Here is a 17,825-nt window from a genome sequence, read left to right as displayed (position 1 = left end):
GCGACTGCCCGTTTTGCATTTCTAGGGCCTGGCCCCGCTCAGGTGATCCCGAGCGCAATCCTCCGGCGGCACCTCATCCGGCGCTTGCGGCGTATCGGGCTCTGCAGCCGGCGTGGCGTCCGGCGCGGGAGCGGTCTGCATCTGATCCTGGACCACCTGCTCGTCTACCCGCGGATCGAGAGCCGCCACCAGAGGCGAACTGGACATACTGTCCGGCATCGCCACGTGATGCAGCGGCGCATCGTCCACCTGATGCAGATTGGTCACCGCCTTCGGTCGAATCCGCCAGACCAGCACAAGGGCAAAGAAACTGAAGAAGGCATAGAGCATCTGGCTGCCGAACAACTTCATCAGCACCCCAGCCACCAACGGGCCGACGCTTGCCCCAACGCCATAGGTGACCAACAGCATCGCCGTCAGCGACACCCGTCGATCACTTTCCACATGGTCATTGGAAAAAGCCACCGCCAGCGGATAGAGGCAGAACTGCACCAGAGAACAGAGGAATCCAAGGACGAACAGCAGTTCCAGAGGCACTGCCGGCAGCACCGCCAAGGGCAAGGCCACCACTGCCAGGAACAAGGCAAAACAACGAATCAACAGGGCCCGATCATAACGATCGGACAACCAGCCCAGCGGCCATTGCACCACCAGCCCGGCAAAGATACAGCTGCCCATGAACAGACCCACCTGCTCGGTGCTAAGCCCCTGCTGCGAGGCGTAGAGCGGCGCCAGGCCGTAGAACGAGCCGACGATCAGGCCCGAGCCCAATACGGTACTCAGGGACTGCGGCACCCGCTTGATAAAGAAGCGCGGCTCCATCGGCGCCGGGTGCAGAGGTGCCGGGTGAATACGCCGGGTCATGGCCACCGGCACCAGGCACAAGGCAAAGCACAGGGCTACCAGCATCAACAGCTCCGGCCCCAGAGCCGGGTGCATGACCAGTATCAACTGCCCCAGCACCAGCCCCAGGTAAGAAGCGATCATGTAGCCGCTGAACACCAGTCCACGCTGATTGGCGTCGGCCTGCTCATTGAGCCAGCTTTCGATGACCATGTACTGACACATCATCCCCAGGCCGACGATCATCCGCAGCACCAGCCAGGCTGGCAGCCAGTCCACCAGACCGTGCCCAAGCACCGCCGCGCCGACGATCCCGGCACAGGTGGCGTAGGCACGGATGTGGCCGACCCGGGCAATCAGCCGATGACCCAGCTTGCCGCCCAATACCAGGCCGAAATAGTTCGCCGCCATCAGGGCCCCCACCCACAGGCCATCGACATGGTCGGCCGCCAGGCGCAGGGCCAGATAAGTGCTGAGCAGACCCGAGCCGATCAACATCATCAGCGAGGCGAAATAAAGCGCTCGAAAGGATTTCCAGATTTGGCGCATCGGCGTTCCGAGCGGCTCCTTGAATGAGGTGCCGGCCCCCGGACAGATCGGGGCCCGGCCAGCGACGGGTTAGGTTATGCCTGGGCCGCTAACACACGCCGCTCCCAGGGAGTGATTTCATCAAAGAAGCTGGTCAACTCCATGGTCTTCGAAGCGATGTAGCCTTCGATGAACTCGGTGCCGAACAGTTCCCTGGCCAACTGACTACGTTTCAGACGCTCCAGTGCCGCATGCAAGGTACAAGGCAGGGACAAATTGTCCGGTACTTCGAACTCACCCTGGATCGCCGCCGTGGGCTCCAGTTCGTTCTCGATCCCATGCAGACCCGCAGCCAGGCTGGCGGCAATTGCCAGATACGGGTTGGCATCCGCGCCCGGCAGGCGGTTTTCCACCCGTCGCGCCACCGGTGAACTGGCCGGTATACGCAGCCCCGCAGCCCGATTGTCATGCGACCAGCAGGCATTGTTCGGCGAAGCGTAAGGATGGCACAAGCGCTGATAGGAGTTCACGTTAGGCGCGAACAACGCCGTGAAATCCGCCAGGCCGGCCTGCAGGCCGCCGATGAAATGACGGAACATCGCCGTCGGTTGCCCGGCCTCGTCACTGAAGACATTACGCCCACTGCCGATCTCCACCAGACTCTGGTGGATATGCATGGAGCTGCCGGGCGTGCGGGCCAGCGGCTTGGCCATGCAGACCACGATCAACCCGTGCTTGAGCGCCACTTCCTTGAGCAGGTGCTTGAACAGGAAAGTCTGATCCGCCAGCAGCAACGGATCGCCATGCAACAGGTTGATCTCGAACTGGCTGACGCCCATCTCATGCATGAACGTATCGCGAGGCAGGCCCAGGGCCGCCATGCATTCATAGACTTCCTTGAAGAACGGCCGCAGGCCGTTGTTGGAGCTGACACTGAACGCCGAATACCCCTCTTCCCGTCGACCATCCAGGCCAACCGGCGGCCGAAAGGCCTGAGCAGGATCGTCATTGGCCGCAAACACGAAGAACTCAAGCTCAGTGGCCACCACAGGCGCCAGGCCCAGGGCCGCATAACGCGAGATCACCTGCTTGAGTTGGCCCCGGGTGGACAGACGCGAACTTTCACCGCTGAGTTCGTCCGCGTCACAGATGGCCAGCGCTCGCGGCGTCTGGCTCCAGGGCAGGCGGTGAATCTGCCGGGGGTCGGCATTGAGCGCCAGGTCGCCGTCGTCGCTGCCGTAAAAACGTGCCGGCGGATACCCGCCCATGATGCATTGCAGCAGCACCCCCCGAGCCATCTGCAAGCGCCGCCCTTCGAGAAAGCCCTCGGCGGTCATCACCTTGCCCCGCGGCACGCCATTGAGATCCGCGGTGACGCATTCAATCTCATCAATGCCCGTCAATCGCTCGGCGAGTGAACTGTGGCCATCGGTTGTCATGACTCAATCCTTGTTGTTATACGAGCCGCGAACGGCGACCCGTACAAAATACGCATCACCCGTTCAGGATTTCAAGCAGGCAAGAATAAAATCCCGGGAGCGGACCCGCTCCCGGCGAACAACCCATAAAGCCAGGTCCAGCACGAACCTGTAGAAGAAAGAGAGCCCCCACAAGCGCTGACCGGCCAGGCCTGGCCTTTCAGAACCTCTTCCGCACCCGGACTGACAAGACGCTCAAGGCAGATACAGCTTGAACAGCCCGCCGCCCAAGGGGCCTCCGTTGCTGATACGGGTGTGTCCGCAGACACCATTGCGCTGGTGCAACTGGGCGATGCGCCCGGCAAAATACAGCCCCAGCCCGGTACTGCCGCTGCTCTGATTGATGCCCTGGACATAATCGTCCTGGCGCTCGATCAGCGCCTGCGGGTAGCCGCCGCCGTCGTCGTTGATGGACAGCACCACCTGCCCCTCTTCGTCACTGACCGTGATCAACAGGGCATGACGGGCATAACGCAGCGCGTTGTTGATGCAATTGGCCAGCACCGAGGCGATCAGTTCTCGATCGAAAAAGCCCAGGGGGCTCAAGGGATCGACCTCATAAGTGGCCGAGATGCCGCGACTCTTGAACACATCCTGATGGTTCACCAACTGCGCCTCGATGAAGTCATCCAGCTCATGGTAGGCCGGCTGCAACGGCAACTGATTGACGCCCAGCTTGTACAGCCCCAGGAGCTGCACCAGCATGCCGTTGAGGTGGGCGAAGTGGTAATCGATCACGCCCTGTTCGGGCGCGCGCTGCGCCTCGGAGAGTCGAGCCTGCCACTGACCGTGGGCCTGCATCAGCATGGCCAGGGAGTTTTTCATGTCGTGTACGGTGGAGGCGATCACCGTGGAAAAATCGAGCGCCTGTTGCTCTTCGTTCATTCACCAAACGCCTTGCTTCGCAGCTTCTGGTAGCGCGGATAACGCGCATCGGTATCGGGCATCATGCCGACCATTTTCAGGCACGCCTGGCATTCTTCCAGGAGTGCCGCGTCTGTATTCGGGTCTGTGCCGTGCAACAGCGACTGCGCCATATTCAGGGCAATACTGATGTTCTTCGGCTGCATGGCCAGGGCCTTGCGGAACAACTCGCGAGCCTCGCTGAGGTTGCCGGCCTTGTAACTGCGCACGCCCTGGCGGTTGATGTCGGCCGCCGCATTGGACGAACTGAGAATAGTCGGATCGTCCGTGAGCTTGGCGATGTTCTGCATGACCTTCGGATCGTCGCCATAGATCTCCGCACAGTTCTTCAACATCGTCGCGCCGGCACTGGCCTGCCCGAGCATCTGCAACTGCTTGGCCACCAGCAATGCTGCTTCCGGACTCATGAACTGCTCCATGCCGTCCAGACGCATCAGCGCCTGCTCGGTGAGCTTCTCCGCGGTTTCCGCATCATTGAGCAGCAGGCTGGTGGCTTTCATCAAACGCGCACGAATCTGCAGCCCCGGGTCGGTGGGATTTTCCTTGGCTACCGCACTCAGGGTCTGATTGATCTCCAGGCGGGTGCGGGTGTCCAGGCCCTTTTCGCTGCCCTTGCTGATCAGGGCATGGGCCAGGCCCAGGTTGCTTTCCGGGTCCTTAAAGCGCGACTGGGCGCCCTGGGATACAGCTTGGCGATAGGCCCTGGAAGCACTGTCAAAGTCTTCGTTGGCCATGGCCAGCTTGCCCAGCAACGCCTGACGACGCACCGCCAGCGGCGACAGGCGCACGGCCTCTTCGAGCACGCTCTGGGCGCGCTTGGTATCACCTTCGGCCACCAGCACATCGGCCAATCCGTCGTACAGCCCCGGCATCATCGGGAATGTCTTCAGGGCTTTTTCGTACACCGCCTTGGCTTCACCTATCTGTCCACGCTTGAACAGCAAACGGCCCAGGCCGACGTAGGCCCAAGGCAGTGGCCGATCGGCCAGGATGCTGTTGTACAGACGCTCCAGGGCCTCGTTTTGATGCATGTCGCGCAAGGCATCGGCCCGATAGCGCAGGCACAGGGGCGCGTAACGCGGGTCTTGCTTGCACAGGGCGACGCAGGCGTTGAGCACCTCCACCGGCTTGCCGCGGTCCAGGGCCTGGAGAATGGGTTTGAGCAGGGTCTTGCGCTGCTGCAGACGCTCCAGGCGCTGGGCAAGGCCGGAACGGTTGAACGGCTTGGTCAGGTAGGCATCGGGTTCGTGCTCCAGGGCACTGAGCACCATTGCCTGGCTGCTCTCGGCAGTCACCATGAGAAACACGCTCTCGTGACTGATGAGCTTTTCCAGCATCAAGTCTTCCAGCACCTGCTGGCCGTTTTTCTTGCCGTCGCCCAGGTGGTAATCCTGAAGAATGAAGTCGTAGCGCTTCTGCGCGCACATACGCAGGGCCTGTTCGCCGCTATCGGCGGTGTCCACGTCCTTGACGCCCAGCTCACGCAACATCGAACGCACCGAACTGCGGAAGTCCGAGAAATCATCGACGATCAAAAAGCTCTTTTGGTGGTACGCCAGCATCGAAGATTCCAGGCAAGTAAGAAGATCAATCCAGGGACAGCAAGACCCGCCCGGCTTCGCAGCCTGTTTTTGGCGCGCAGATAATAGCTGCTGGCCACAGGCTATCAAGCACTTTCAAGTCGACCTGTGATGCAGGTCGCCGCTTGGGAACACAATTGTCCACTGAAGTTATCGGCCGGACTTGCCAATCCCTTATAGAGGCCCGAGAGGATTTAACAGCTGCCAGCCTAGACGGCCCTGCGCAGAAAAACAGCGTTGCTGCATGGGCAAACCTTGGATTCCGAAACATCACCTGATAGCGTGCTGCGCCTTGAAGCCTCGATCATTTTTGGCCTGGAATACCGACACTGCGCGCAGGGTCGGCCGGAGCCAGGGGGTCTATCAGTAGCAGGCGCCACCGGCTTGCTACCCGGGTGTCGAAGGATCGGCATGACACCCGAAGACGGTACCCACGACGAGGCAATGCCGGTCCGCCAGGCAGTGCATCACCGGATGCGCAGGTCATTATCAAATGGAGTTAACGATGGCGCATGACAGCAGCGTGATAACCGGCATCGAACTGGAACAGTTCATGGACCGCCTTGAGGCGCAACAGCAGGAGCAGGAAGGCAATACCTGGCTGGCCCAACTGCAGGCACAGCCCCTGCGGGCCGACTCTCTGGCGTCCATCGACCGCCTGCACACCCTGTGGATGCAGGCCGGCGACTCAGCGGCGGCCCGGGCGGTGATCGAGAACGATGGCAACGCCCTGCTGCAGGCCTCGCCCGAGCCGGCGCGCGCCGAACTGCTGATGAACCTGGCCATCCTGCGCCTGCGGGTCGCCAGCTATCTGGATGACGACGCGACCCTGCTCGAGGTCCTCGAACAGCTCAACCAGATGGCCACGCAAACGCTGGACTTCAATGTCGAGCATTACCGTCGCTTCCGGATCTTCGACGAACTGGAGGGCGGCCGCCTCGAAGTCGCAGTAAAAACCATCGAAGTGCGCTACGCCCTGACTCTGAGCAACCCTGCCCGCGTGGCACTGCGAGCCTGGGATGCCGCCGATCAGTATCAGCGCCGCGCCCGCGTCCTGGCCTATCACGAGCGTGATGAAGACGCCCGCAGCGCCGCCCTGGAAGCGATCAATGCGCTGCGCAGCGCCGGGCCTGATCAGGACATCGACGAAGGCGACTGGCTGTGGCTGGGCAATGCGCTGATCGAGATCATCCCCTTGCGCCTGGCGCTGTTCGAGCAACCCATCGCCCAACTGACCGCCCACCTCTCCCTGCCAAGGCGCCGCGAGTGGGAGGTGCGCACCGCACGCCTGGCCGCCCGCGCCCTGCACGCCCAGGGTGACCTGGCCGGAGCCCTGAAGATCTGTAACGCCGCCGCCCTGAGCCTGGACTCCGACGGCGGTAGCAACTTCATCGAATATGAACTGCCTTGGCTGATGGAAGCCGGACGCATCGAGGAAGCTGGGCATCGCGCCTTCATCGATGTCTACGAGCGACAAACCGAAATGTGGCCGGCCACCGCCCGCCTGATCCTCAACCGCTTGCAGGACCCCGAGGATCACAACCCCTGGTGGCCAATCTGTGTGATGCGCGCTTGCATCAATGAAGAGGTCCTGCAGAGCTTTCTCTCGGCACTGCCAGAGCTCGATGCCAACGAGGCGGGCGCCTCCGCGCTGCTCGCGGCGCTGCATGCAGCCATGGAAGATCCGCAGTTGCTTGATCCACTGTTTGCCGCAGCACGGGCCGAAGCCCTGCGCCGCGCCCCCGAGCACCCGTGGATCCGGCGCCTGGCCGCCGTGCATGACGCTGAACGCGGCCTGATCGATGCTGCTAGCGAGGCCAGCCAACTGCAGGCGGCCATCCAGGCCGGACGGATGCAGGACAACCGCAGCGCCTTTTCGCTGTTTGCGGCGCAGGTCAAGAACTTGGGGGTGATCGAGGCCCTGAAGCAACCCAAGCCGATCCTGGCCAGCGGCATGTATGGCTACAACTACGCGGCGTTCATCGACGATCTGGTGGAAGCCGAGGCCGACAAACTGCCCAAAGAAGCCCGCGACCAGGCCTATTGGTTGCTGCGCGAGGCACAGAGAGATGCCTACGAGCAGGGCCAGGCCCATATGGAACGCTACTTCGCCAGCGGCAGCGGTCACCCGTTTGACGCCTGTGCCCACCTGTATTCCATGCTCTGCAACAATCTGGCGATCAACTATCGCTACTACAACGAACAGAACCGCAACGAGGAGGCGATTGACCTGCACCTGCGAGGCATCGCTGCCAGCTCGTTCGCGGAACACTACAACGGCCTGCTCAGCGCGCGCATTCGCATGGACGACAAGCCCGGCATCGTCGAAGCCGCAGAACAGCTGTGGCACTACTCGGCGGAATTCGGCTACAGCCGCCACGATCCAAACGACTACATCGCTTCGGTGGCCTACGCCCTGTACTCGCTGGATCGCGACAGCGAAATCCTTATCTGGCTCGAACGCCTGCTCAAATGGCAGGAAGAACAAGGCGTCAGCGACCAGCAACTGGACAGCTCAGCCCTGTTCGCCCGAGTCAAGTTGGCGCGCTATCTGGCCCATGCCCACCCGGATAATGCCGACAGCCTCTGGCAGCGCTATGAACCACTGGTCCTGGCCATGAACGAAGTCTCGGTGATGTCCTCCTCGGTAGACTTCCACCACGCCCGGGGACGCACCGCCGAAGCCATCGACTACTGCACACGCACCCTGGCCCTGTGCAATGACGAAGATGACTACGACATCAAGTGCCGGGCCCGCACCGAACAGCTCCTGGCGCAGCTCCAGGCACCGGCGCAAACAGTCGCCAAGAAAAGCTGGTGGCAGATATGGAAATAGGCACCGACCCACGCACCTCCAGCTATGCCCCGCGCAATCTGCTCAATGCCGACCAGCTCAAGGCCGGCATCGCTCAACGCAGTCAGGGCCGGGGCGATGAAGGGCCGGTGCAGAGCTGGCTGCTCAATCACTTCTACCGGCATCTGGTCGGTAACTTTGAGCCGGCGCGCGCCATTTTCAGCCTGGAGGAAGCCGCTAGCGCCCTGGGCAGCGACACCTTGCCCGCCTGGGTAGCCGGGCACTTCAAGGCCGCGGCCAAAGCCCTGAGCGAAGAAAGACCAAACGCAGTGGCGCCCTTGGTTTGGATCGACCCACTGGAACCACAGTTGCTGCAGCATGAGGCTGTGCTCGTGGAGTTCCTGACGTCGCGCAAAGGCACGGCACTGGAGGGCAAGCTCGATCGCATCACCTGCCCCCAGGCCCTGGCGCTGTGGGAAAAAGAGCATGCACAGATGGCAGCCCGTGTTGAGCAGGGCTGGCGTCAAAGCTCGGCTGACGCCCTGGATCTGACCCTGGCCTGCGCCGATCACAACTGGGTCGAGCTGCGCCCGCAAAGCCCGTTGCTGCGAGCAGAAATGGCCTTCGAAAGCTACGTGATGCGCCACTGCCTGGGGCAGTTTGCCAACCGCCGAGCCTTGACCGGCGGCTACGGCGAGCGTTATGCCGAAGCCGTGGAACAACAGAGCATGCGCGTGTTCAGCCTGCGTGATGCCCAAGGCCAGCCCCACATCACCGTCAGCCTGATCATCCAGGAGGATGGCGCATTGACCGTGGAGCAAGTCAAAGGCAAGCAGAACCGTCCCCCTATCGAACGCTACTTTCAGGACCTGCTGCGGTTCCTCAATACCCTGGATACCGACCTGCAGACCCCGGCCGACTGCATTGCCATCGGCATCGTGCGCACCGAAGCCGGCTGGCTGCGCATTGAGGAAGTCAGCGACGCCCAGACCCAGACGCGCCTGGTGGCGCGCTACCCGCAACTGTTTTACCGGCTGGATGCTCCTTCGGCCATGGTCGAGTGGCTGGTGGCGGCCCGTCAGTCCGACCTGCTGCTGGAGGTGGCTCCCAGGGCGCCGTCGGTGAAGTACGCCACCCGGCATATCTTCAAGAAAAGTCCCTGGCCACAACCCCACGCCGACGCCCCGTCATACCGGACCGAAGGGGTGACATGGACAGATATGTCCCCACTCCAGGAGGAGGAAATAGCGGCCTGGCAGGCCAGGAATCGGTGAACCGCAAATGATGACAGTAATAGCAGTAGCCTTCGGCGCCTGGCTGGTATGGCGCTACTACCGCCGCCAATCGCCTACCTCGCTGGTGGTATTCACCCCGCGCAAACGCTGGGCGTTGACGCTGGCGCAACCCATGGTCGACGCCACCGGGATGACGGGCTTCTTCGATCCCGATACCACCCACTTCATGGATCAGGCGAAAACTACTCTCAGGGCCCCACTGCTGCATCAGATCGGCTTTCGCAGCAATGCCACAGATGACGAAGTCCGTGAGCATTTGAACAGCACTCTGGAACGCCAGTGGTTTCGGATTGACCTGCACGGCCTGAACGCCAGCGACGACCCGCGAGCGGCCATGGCCTTTGCCTGCGTGCGCTGCGCCTTCTTCGTCCGTTGCGCAATGCTGATGGGCTGGATCGAAACCGAGAGCGGCTGGCGGATCCTGCTCCTCAACGCACAGCGAGCCCAGGACTGCTTCAGCGACTGGGAAGACTTCGGTAAAGCCTTCATGCTCGGACGCAGTCAGTGGGTAGCGGCATTCAGGGCCGACTCACTGGGGCAGGCGTTCAACGAAGCAAGCCTTGGCCGCCTGCTGACGCCGGGCAGCGGCATGTGGGCTGGGGTTGCCTGGCAGGGGTTGCCGGCGTTCTCGCCAGTGGCGGATTGAAATCACACAAGTGGGGAAGTGTCCTGTCCCCGTACCATTGAATGGCCTCATCGGCCTGATGAGACCCCTGCCCGTCATATTGGCAGGGGAGTCGAGGACGAACTTCACGCTGCTGCTGGGAACCCTGTAATGGGTCATGTACTGGCGGAACCATCCGCTCAGCGCATCAGCCGCCAAGCTGGTTCCGGGGAGCAGCATTACATAGAGCATCCCCCTCTTCTCCCAGCCGAGTATCAGCAACACCGATCACCGCGACCTGAACAATCCCAGGTGACTCCATGAGTGGGTGCTGGGAGGCAGTCCCCTGCTACAGGGCCTGATCGGAGAGAGCGAGAACAGCGGCTCTAGTGCACTCAGTCGACCGTCCCCCCCTTTCAAGCCAATGGCGGTAGAGCCCGCTCCAGCGGGGGTAGGCCGCAACCCCGGCACTGTCGCGGGGTGCTGGCAGCCGCAGCCGAGCGGTCATGGCCGGCCACAGCAGCGCAGCTTTTCTGCAGCGCAAAAACAAAACCCCAACTGCTTTCGCAATTGGGGTTTCGGAATTTAATCTTGACGATGACCTACTCTCACATGGGGAAACCCCACACTACCATCGGCGATGCATCGTTTCACTTCTGAGTTCGGGATGGGATCAGGTGGTTCCAACGCTCTATGGTCGTCAAGAAATTCGGTAGCCAGTCCGTTGCTTGTGCAACGTGCCAGCGAATGGGTATGTAATAGGTTTGTGTGCTTTGTGAGCGGTGCAAACTTTCGGTTCGTTTCGTCTTCACACACCGCAACTCGCTTCTTAAGCAAATTGCTTGGGTGTTATATGGTCAAGCCTCACGGGCAATTAGTATTGGTTAGCTCAACGCCTCACAGCGCTTACACACCCAACCTATCAACGTCGTAGTCTTCGACGGCCCTTTAGGGGATTCAAGATCCCAGTGAGATCTCATCTTGAGGCAAGTTTCCCGCTTAGATGCTTTCAGCGGTTATCTTTTCCGAACATAGCTACCCGGCAATGCCACTGGCGTGACAACCGGAACACCAGAGGTTCGTCCACTCCGGTCCTCTCGTACTAGGAGCAGCCCCTCTCAAATCTCAAACGTCCACGGCAGATAGGGACCGAACTGTCTCACGACGTTCTAAACCCAGCTCGCGTACCACTTTAAATGGCGAACAGCCATACCCTTGGGACCGGCTTCAGCCCCAGGATGTGATGAGCCGACATCGAGGTGCCAAACACCGCCGTCGATATGAACTCTTGGGCGGTATCAGCCTGTTATCCCCGGAGTACCTTTTATCCGTTGAGCGATGGCCCTTCCATACAGAACCACCGGATCACTAAGACCTACTTTCGTACCTGCTCGACGTGTCTGTCTCGCAGTCAAGCGCGCTTTTGCCTTTATACTCTACGACCGATTTCCGACCGGTCTGAGCGCACCTTCGTACTCCTCCGTTACTCTTTAGGAGGAGACCGCCCCAGTCAAACTACCCACCATACACTGTCCTCGATCCGGATAACGGACCTGAGTTAGAACCTCAAAGTTGCCAGGGTGGTATTTCAAGGATGGCTCCACGCAAACTGGCGTTCACGCTTCAAAGCCTCCCACCTATCCTACACAAGCAAATTCAAAGTCCAGTGCAAAGCTATAGTAAAGGTTCACGGGGTCTTTCCGTCTAGCCGCGGATACACTGCATCTTCACAGCGATTTCAATTTCACTGAGTCTCGGGTGGAGACAGCGCCGCCATCGTTACGCCATTCGTGCAGGTCGGAACTTACCCGACAAGGAATTTCGCTACCTTAGGACCGTTATAGTTACGGCCGCCGTTTACCGGGGCTTCGATCAAGAGCTTCGCGTTAGCTAACCCCATCAATTAACCTTCCGGCACCGGGCAGGCGTCACACCCTATACGTCCACTTTCGTGTTTGCAGAGTGCTGTGTTTTTAATAAACAGTCGCAGCGGCCTGGTATCTTCGACCGGCATGAGCTTACGGAGCAAGTCCTTCACCCTCACCGGCGCACCTTCTCCCGAAGTTACGGTGCCATTTTGCCTAGTTCCTTCACCCGAGTTCTCTCAAGCGCCTTGGTATTCTCTACCCAACCACCTGTGTCGGTTTGGGGTACGGTTCCTAGTTATCTGAAGCTTAGAAGCTTTTCTTGGAAGCATGGCATCAACCACTTCGTCACCTAAAAGGTAACTCGTCATCAGCTCTCGGCCTTAGAACCCCGGATTTACCTAAGATTCCAGCCTACCACCTTAAACTTGGACAACCAACGCCAAGCTGGCCTAGCCTTCTCCGTCCCTCCATCGCAATAACTAGAAGTACAGGAATATTAACCTGTTTTCCATCGACTACGCTTTTCAGCCTCGCCTTAGGGACCGACTAACCCTGCGTCGATTAACGTTGCGCAGGAAACCTTGGTCTTTCGGCGTGGGTGTTTTTCACACCCATTGTCGTTACTCATGTCAGCATTCGCACTTCTGATACCTCCAGCAAGCTTCTCAACTCACCTTCACAGGCTTACAGAACGCTCCTCTACCGCATCACTTACGTGATACCCGTAGCTTCGGTGTATGGTTTGAGCCCCGTTACATCTTCCGCGCAGGCCGACTCGACTAGTGAGCTATTACGCTTTCTTTAAAGGGTGGCTGCTTCTAAGCCAACCTCCTAGCTGTCTAAGCCTTCCCACATCGTTTCCCACTTAACCATAACTTTGGGACCTTAGCTGACGGTCTGGGTTGTTTCCCTTTTCACGACGGACGTTAGCACCCGCCGTGTGTCTCCCATGCTCGGCACTTGTAGGTATTCGGAGTTTGCATCGGTTTGGTAAGTCGGGATGACCCCCTAGCCGAAACAGTGCTCTACCCCCTACAGTGATACATGAGGCGCTACCTAAATAGCTTTCGAGGAGAACCAGCTATCTCCGAGCTTGATTAGCCTTTCACTCCGATCCACAGGTCATCCGCTAACTTTTCAACGGTAGTCGGTTCGGTCCTCCAGTCAGTGTTACCTAACCTTCAACCTGCCCATGGATAGATCGCCCGGTTTCGGGTCTATTCCCAGCGACTAGACGCCCTATTAAGACTCGCTTTCGCTACGCCTCCCCTATTCGGTTAAGCTCGCCACTGAAAATAAGTCGCTGACCCATTATACAAAAGGTACGCAGTCACAGAACAAAGTCTGCTCCCACTGCTTGTACGCATACGGTTTCAGGATCTATTTCACTCCCCTCTCCGGGGTTCTTTTCGCCTTTCCCTCACGGTACTAGTTCACTATCGGTCAGTCAGTAGTATTTAGCCTTGGAGGATGGTCCCCCCATATTCAGACAAGGTTTCTCGTGCCCCGTCCTACTCGATTTCATGACTAAGAGATTTTCGCGTACAGGGCTATCACCCACTATGGCCGCACTTTCCAGAGCGTTCCGCTAATCTCAAAGCCACTTAAGGGCTAGTCCCCGTTCGCTCGCCACTACTAAGGGAATCTCGGTTGATTTCTTTTCCTCAGGGTACTTAGATGTTTCAGTTCCCCTGGTTCGCCTCTTGCACCTATGTATTCAGTACAAGATAACCATCTTATGATGGCTGGGTTCCCCCATTCAGAGATCTCCGGATCAAAGTCTGTTTGCCGACTCCCCGAAGCTTATCGCAGGCTACCACGTCTTTCATCGCCTCTGACTGCCAAGGCATCCACCGTATGCGCTTCTTCACTTGACCATATAACCCCAAGCAATCTGGTTATACTATGAAGACGACATTCGCCGAAAATTTGCAATTTAACTCACAAATTTTACCTTAGCCTGATCCGTTACCAGTGAAAGTAACGTTCAGTCTATCTTTCTATCACATACCCAAATTTTTAAAGAACGATCTAATCAAAAGACTAGAAATCAACATTCAATGTGAATGCTCATTTCTAAGCTTTCAGAAGCAGTTTATGGTGGAGCCAAGCGGGATCGAACCGCTGACCTCCTGCGTGCAAGGCAGGCGCTCTCCCAGCTGAGCTATGGCCCCATAACAAAATTGGTGGGTCTGGGCAGATTCGAACTGCCGACCTCACCCTTATCAGGGGTGCGCTCTAACCAACTGAGCTACAGACCCAATTTCGAGCTTGTAACTGTTAGCTTGGAGCTATCAGCTTGGAGCTTAAAGCTGCTTCTATCGTCTTCTTCAATGAATCAAGCAATTCGTGTGGGAGCTTATGAAGCAGCTGATGTCGTCGATTAAGGAGGTGATCCAGCCGCAGGTTCCCCTACGGCTACCTTGTTACGACTTCACCCCAGTCATGAATCACACCGTGGTAACCGTCCCCCCGAAGGTTAGACTAGCTACTTCTGGTGCAACCCACTCCCATGGTGTGACGGGCGGTGTGTACAAGGCCCGGGAACGTATTCACCGCGACATTCTGATTCGCGATTACTAGCGATTCCGACTTCACGCAGTCGAGTTGCAGACTGCGATCCGGACTACGATCGGTTTTATGGGATTAGCTCCACCTCGCGGCTTGGCAACCCTTTGTACCGACCATTGTAGCACGTGTGTAGCCCAGGCCGTAAGGGCCATGATGACTTGACGTCATCCCCACCTTCCTCCGGTTTGTCACCGGCAGTCTCCTTAGAGTGCCCACCATAACGTGCTGGTAACTAAGGACAAGGGTTGCGCTCGTTACGGGACTTAACCCAACATCTCACGACACGAGCTGACGACAGCCATGCAGCACCTGTCTCAATGTTCCCGAAGGCACCAATCCATCTCTGGAAAGTTCATTGGATGTCAAGGCCTGGTAAGGTTCTTCGCGTTGCTTCGAATTAAACCACATGCTCCACCGCTTGTGCGGGCCCCCGTCAATTCATTTGAGTTTTAACCTTGCGGCCGTACTCCCCAGGCGGTCAACTTAATGCGTTAGCTGCGCCACTAAGAGCTCAAGGCTCCCAACGGCTAGTTGACATCGTTTACGGCGTGGACTACCAGGGTATCTAATCCTGTTTGCTCCCCACGCTTTCGCACCTCAGTGTCAGTATCAGTCCAGGTGGTCGCCTTCGCCACTGGTGTTCCTTCCTATATCTACGCATTTCACCGCTACACAGGAAATTCCACCACCCTCTACCATACTCTAGCTTGCCAGTTTTGGATGCAGTTCCCAGGTTGAGCCCGGGGCTTTCACATCCAACTTAACAAACCACCTACGCGCGCTTTACGCCCAGTAATTCCGATTAACGCTTGCACCCTCTGTATTACCGCGGCTGCTGGCACAGAGTTAGCCGGTGCTTATTCTGTCGGTAACGTCAAAATACTCACGTATTAGGTAAGTACCCTTCCTCCCAACTTAAAGTGCTTTACAATCCGAAGACCTTCTTCACACACGCGGCATGGCTGGATCAGGCTTTCGCCCATTGTCCAATATTCCCCACTGCTGCCTCCCGTAGGAGTCTGGACCGTGTCTCAGTTCCAGTGTGACTGATCATCCTCTCAGACCAGTTACGGATCGTAGCCTTGGTGAGCCATTACCTCACCAACTAGCTAATCCGACCTAGGCTCATCTGATAGCGTGAGGTCCGAAGATCCCCCACTTTCTCCCGTAGGACGTATGCGGTATTAGCGCCCGTTTCCGGACGTTATCCCCCACTACCAGGCAGATTCCTAGGCATTACTCACCCGTCCGCCGCTCGCCACCAGGTACAAGTACCCGTGCTGCCGCTCGACTTGCATGTGTTAGGCCTGCCGCCAGCGTTCAATCTGAGCCATGATCAAACTCTTCAGTTCAAACATCTTTGGGTTTTGAGAAAACCCTAAACTTGGCTCAGCAATCGTTGGTTACATCTTTGATTTCTCGCGGAGTAACTTGTGATGCTGATAATCTTTTTGACTATCAGTCTGACCCCACAAGCACCCACACGAATTGCTTGATTCAGTTGTTAAAGAGCGGTTGGTTAAGACCTTTCGTCTCAACCGAGGCGCGCATTCTACAGCAGCCTCATTTGCTGTCAAGCGGTTTTTTTAGAAGTTTTTGAAGATTTCCTCAACAACTTCAACCACTTGCGCTTTCGATCTCTCGTTAGCGGGAGGCGAATTCTACAGCGTTACACGCTGCTGTCAACACCTCTTTTTAACCGCTTTCGACCGAGACGATCGAATCGTTAACAAGGCGAAAGCACGCTGCCATAACCTTCACGAGCGACGCAGCACTCCAGCAATGAAACCAGGCCATTACAGCAGCAACCGAACAATGACGTTGACGTCCAGAGATCAACGCACACACCGAAGGCATCAGGTTTCAAAGAAGAGAAGCAGGAGTTTGGCCAAACAAAAAGCCACGACCGACCTTGATACAGGTGGCGACTATAAGAAGGAGGGAATCTTGGAGAAAGATGGTGTCCCAGGGCAGGTTCGAACTGCCAACCTTCCCCTTAGGAGGGTCATTAGAGGCGCCGGCCCACTTGGCCAAACCCAGTGTTTATTGGGCTTCGCGTCCGGTTGTGTCCGTAAAAACGACGCCGTATAGTTCTTTTTGCACCCACCATGCACCCATGGGAACAAATTGAAAGAGAAGCTAACGGCAAAACTGCTTACCTCGCTGCAGGTCACTGGCAGCGAATATGAGGTTCACGACACCACCGTCACGGGCCTATTCGTTCGGGTGACTGCGGCCGGCGCGAAATCGTACGTTGTGTCCTGGGCCCGCGGCCGCAAGAAGACACTGGGGCGAGTTGGCATTCTCACCTTAGACCAAGCCAGGACCGAGGCAACTCAGTATCTCGCAGAGGCTCGAGCGCTTGGCGAACCACTTGCCGTTACCCAAAAGCGCAGAGGAACCGCCCTACCCTCGCTACGTGAGTTCATCGAAGACACCTATATGCCGTGGTTCAAGACTCACCACAAAGGCCACGAGAAGACCCTGCACACCCTGAGCTGCAACTTCGACGCGATCATGTCACAGCGCCTCGACGCAATCACCGGCCGCGACCTGGACCAGATCCGTACAGGATGGATGCAGTCAGGCAACAAGCCGTCGACGGTCAATCGCAAAATGGGCTCCATCAGTGGCGTCTTCAGCAGAGCCGTTGAATGGGAGTACATCGACGCCCACCCGATGGATCGACTCAAAGCCCTCAAGGTCGATTCGATGGGATTGGTCCGCTACCTGGACGGCGATGAGACAAAGCGCCTACGAGAAGCACTGGACGCCCGCCAAGAAGAAACACGGGCTGAGCGTGAGAGTGCGAACAAGTGGCGAGCTGACCGCGGCAAGGATTTGATGCCGAGCTTGCTACACATCCCTTTTACCGACCACCTAAAGCCCTTGGTTCTGGTGTCGCTAAATACCGGCATGAGGCGCGGCGAACTGTTCGACCTGAAATGGTCAGCGGTGAACTTCCAAACGAAGACGATCACCGTCGCAGGCGCCACCACCAAAACTAGCGACACGCGACATATCCCGATGAACAAGGAAACGGTCGCTGTGCTGGAGGGCTGGAAGAAGCAGGCCGGCAAATCTCGCTATGTGTTTCCCAGCCAGGAAGGCGGCCGCCTGGAAGACGTTAAAAGCGCCTGGCTCAAGCTACTGGAGAGAGCCAAAATCGAGGGGTTTCGCTGGCACGATATGCGCCACGACTTCGCGTCACGCTTGGTTATGGCCGGCGTACCGCTCAACACGGTCCGGGACCTGCTGGGGCACGCCGATATCAAGATGACGCTGAGGTACGCCCACTTGGCACCTGGAACAAAGGCCGCAGCAGTCGAGTTGATATAGC

The 17,825-nt window shown here is 58.2% G+C and carries 8 protein-coding genes, 2 tRNA genes and 3 rRNA genes; 4 read left to right on the top strand and 9 right to left on the bottom strand.

Translation table 11 applies throughout. The annotated features are described in order from the left end of the window. Window positions 1-21 precede the first annotated feature (21 nt). From L1O02_RS08325 to L1O02_RS08310, 4 genes are all read right to left on the bottom strand, one after another. On the bottom strand, window positions 22-1,392 hold the full coding sequence (locus L1O02_RS08325; protein WP_060840582.1) for an MFS transporter: 1,371 nt from the start codon (window positions 1,390-1,392) through the stop codon (window positions 22-24). Window positions 1,393-1,466: 74 nt separating this feature from the next. After that, on the bottom strand, window positions 1,467-2,708 hold the full coding sequence (locus tag L1O02_RS08320; RefSeq protein ID WP_173664444.1) for a glutamine synthetase family protein: 1,242 nt from the start codon (window positions 2,706-2,708) through the stop codon (window positions 1,467-1,469). A gap of 336 nt (window positions 2,709-3,044) precedes the next feature. Beyond that, on the bottom strand, window positions 3,045-3,734 hold the full coding sequence (locus L1O02_RS08315) for a HAMP domain-containing sensor histidine kinase (RefSeq protein WP_235759781.1): 690 nt from the start codon (window positions 3,732-3,734) through the stop codon (window positions 3,045-3,047). After that, entirely contained in the window at window positions 3,731-5,335 is a 1,605-nt protein-coding gene (locus L1O02_RS08310; protein ID WP_060840585.1) for a tetratricopeptide repeat-containing response regulator, read from the bottom strand. The genes L1O02_RS08315 and L1O02_RS08310 overlap by 4 nt, the downstream gene beginning before the upstream one ends. A 523-nt stretch (window positions 5,336-5,858) precedes the next feature. On the opposite strand from L1O02_RS08310, the gene L1O02_RS08305 reads away from it, so the two are divergent. From L1O02_RS08305 to L1O02_RS08295, 3 genes are read left to right on the top strand one after another with little or no spacing between them, the layout of a single operon-like run. Next, window positions 5,859-8,189 (top strand): hypothetical protein, encoded by a 2,331-nt coding sequence (locus L1O02_RS08305; RefSeq protein ID WP_108546124.1) that lies wholly within the window; start codon window positions 5,859-5,861, stop codon window positions 8,187-8,189. Next, window positions 8,180-9,421, top strand: coding sequence for a hypothetical protein (locus L1O02_RS08300; protein WP_108546125.1), 1,242 nt, complete (start codon window positions 8,180-8,182; stop codon window positions 9,419-9,421). The genes L1O02_RS08305 and L1O02_RS08300 overlap by 10 nt, the downstream gene beginning before the upstream one ends. A gap of 7 nt (window positions 9,422-9,428) precedes the next feature. After that, a complete protein-coding gene (locus L1O02_RS08295) occupies window positions 9,429-10,088 on the top strand; it encodes a DUF1266 domain-containing protein (protein ID WP_060844371.1) in 660 nt (219 codons plus the stop codon). A 547-nt stretch (window positions 10,089-10,635) separates the two neighbouring features. On the opposite strand, the gene rrf is transcribed toward L1O02_RS08295, so the two are convergent. The 5 genes from rrf to L1O02_RS08270 all read right to left on the bottom strand — a co-directional run bounded on the left by rrf (window position 10,636) and on the right by L1O02_RS08270 (window position 15,837). Further along, window positions 10,636-10,751, bottom strand: a 5S ribosomal RNA gene (rrf, locus tag L1O02_RS08290). Window positions 10,752-10,899: 148 nt separating this feature from the next. Continuing rightward, window positions 10,900-13,791 (bottom strand): 23S ribosomal RNA (locus tag L1O02_RS08285). A gap of 221 nt (window positions 13,792-14,012) precedes the next feature. Further along, a tRNA-Ala gene (locus L1O02_RS08280) sits at window positions 14,013-14,088 on the bottom strand. A 10-nt stretch (window positions 14,089-14,098) separates the two neighbouring features. Then, a tRNA-Ile gene (locus tag L1O02_RS08275) sits at window positions 14,099-14,175 on the bottom strand. 123 nt (window positions 14,176-14,298) lie between these two features. Continuing rightward, window positions 14,299-15,837, bottom strand: a 16S ribosomal RNA gene (locus L1O02_RS08270). The 16S, 23S and 5S rRNA genes sit together here with 2 tRNA genes alongside, the layout of an rRNA operon. A 775-nt stretch (window positions 15,838-16,612) precedes the next feature. On the opposite strand from L1O02_RS08270, the gene L1O02_RS08265 reads away from it, so the two are divergent. Next, complete coding sequence (locus tag L1O02_RS08265; RefSeq protein WP_235759780.1) at window positions 16,613-17,824, top strand: site-specific integrase; 1,212 nt, start codon at window positions 16,613-16,615, stop codon at window positions 17,822-17,824. The last annotated feature ends 1 nt before the right edge of the window (window position 17,825 follow it).

Source organism: Pseudomonas sp. BC42 (assembly GCF_021560055.1).
Lineage (GTDB): Bacteria > Pseudomonadota > Gammaproteobacteria > Pseudomonadales > Pseudomonadaceae > Aquipseudomonas.
Note: the sequence above shows the minus strand (reverse complement) of the source record. Positions and strands in the feature narration are given on the sequence as shown.

Bases quoted from the DNA above. Each gene is read 5' to 3' on its own strand.
- L1O02_RS08320 (WP_173664444.1), bottom strand. From the start codon at position 2,708: ATGACCGCCGAGGGCTTTCTCGAAGGGCGGCGCTTGCAGATGGCTCGG.
- L1O02_RS08305 (WP_108546124.1), top strand. From the start codon at position 5,859: ATGGCGCATGACAGCAGCGTGATAACCGGCATCGAACTGGAACAGTTC.
- L1O02_RS08295 (WP_060844371.1), top strand. From the start codon at position 9,429: ATGATGACAGTAATAGCAGTAGCCTTCGGCGCCTGGCTGGTATGGCGC.
- L1O02_RS08300 (WP_108546125.1), top strand. From the start codon at position 8,180: ATGGAAATAGGCACCGACCCACGCACCTCCAGCTATGCCCCGCGCAAT.
- L1O02_RS08325 (WP_060840582.1), bottom strand. From the start codon at position 1,392: ATGCGCCAAATCTGGAAATCCTTTCGAGCGCTTTATTTCGCCTCGCTG.
- L1O02_RS08315 (WP_235759781.1), bottom strand. From the start codon at position 3,734: ATGAACGAAGAGCAACAGGCGCTCGATTTTTCCACGGTGATCGCCTCC.
- L1O02_RS08310 (WP_060840585.1), bottom strand. From the start codon at position 5,335: ATGCTGGCGTACCACCAAAAGAGCTTTTTGATCGTCGATGATTTCTCG.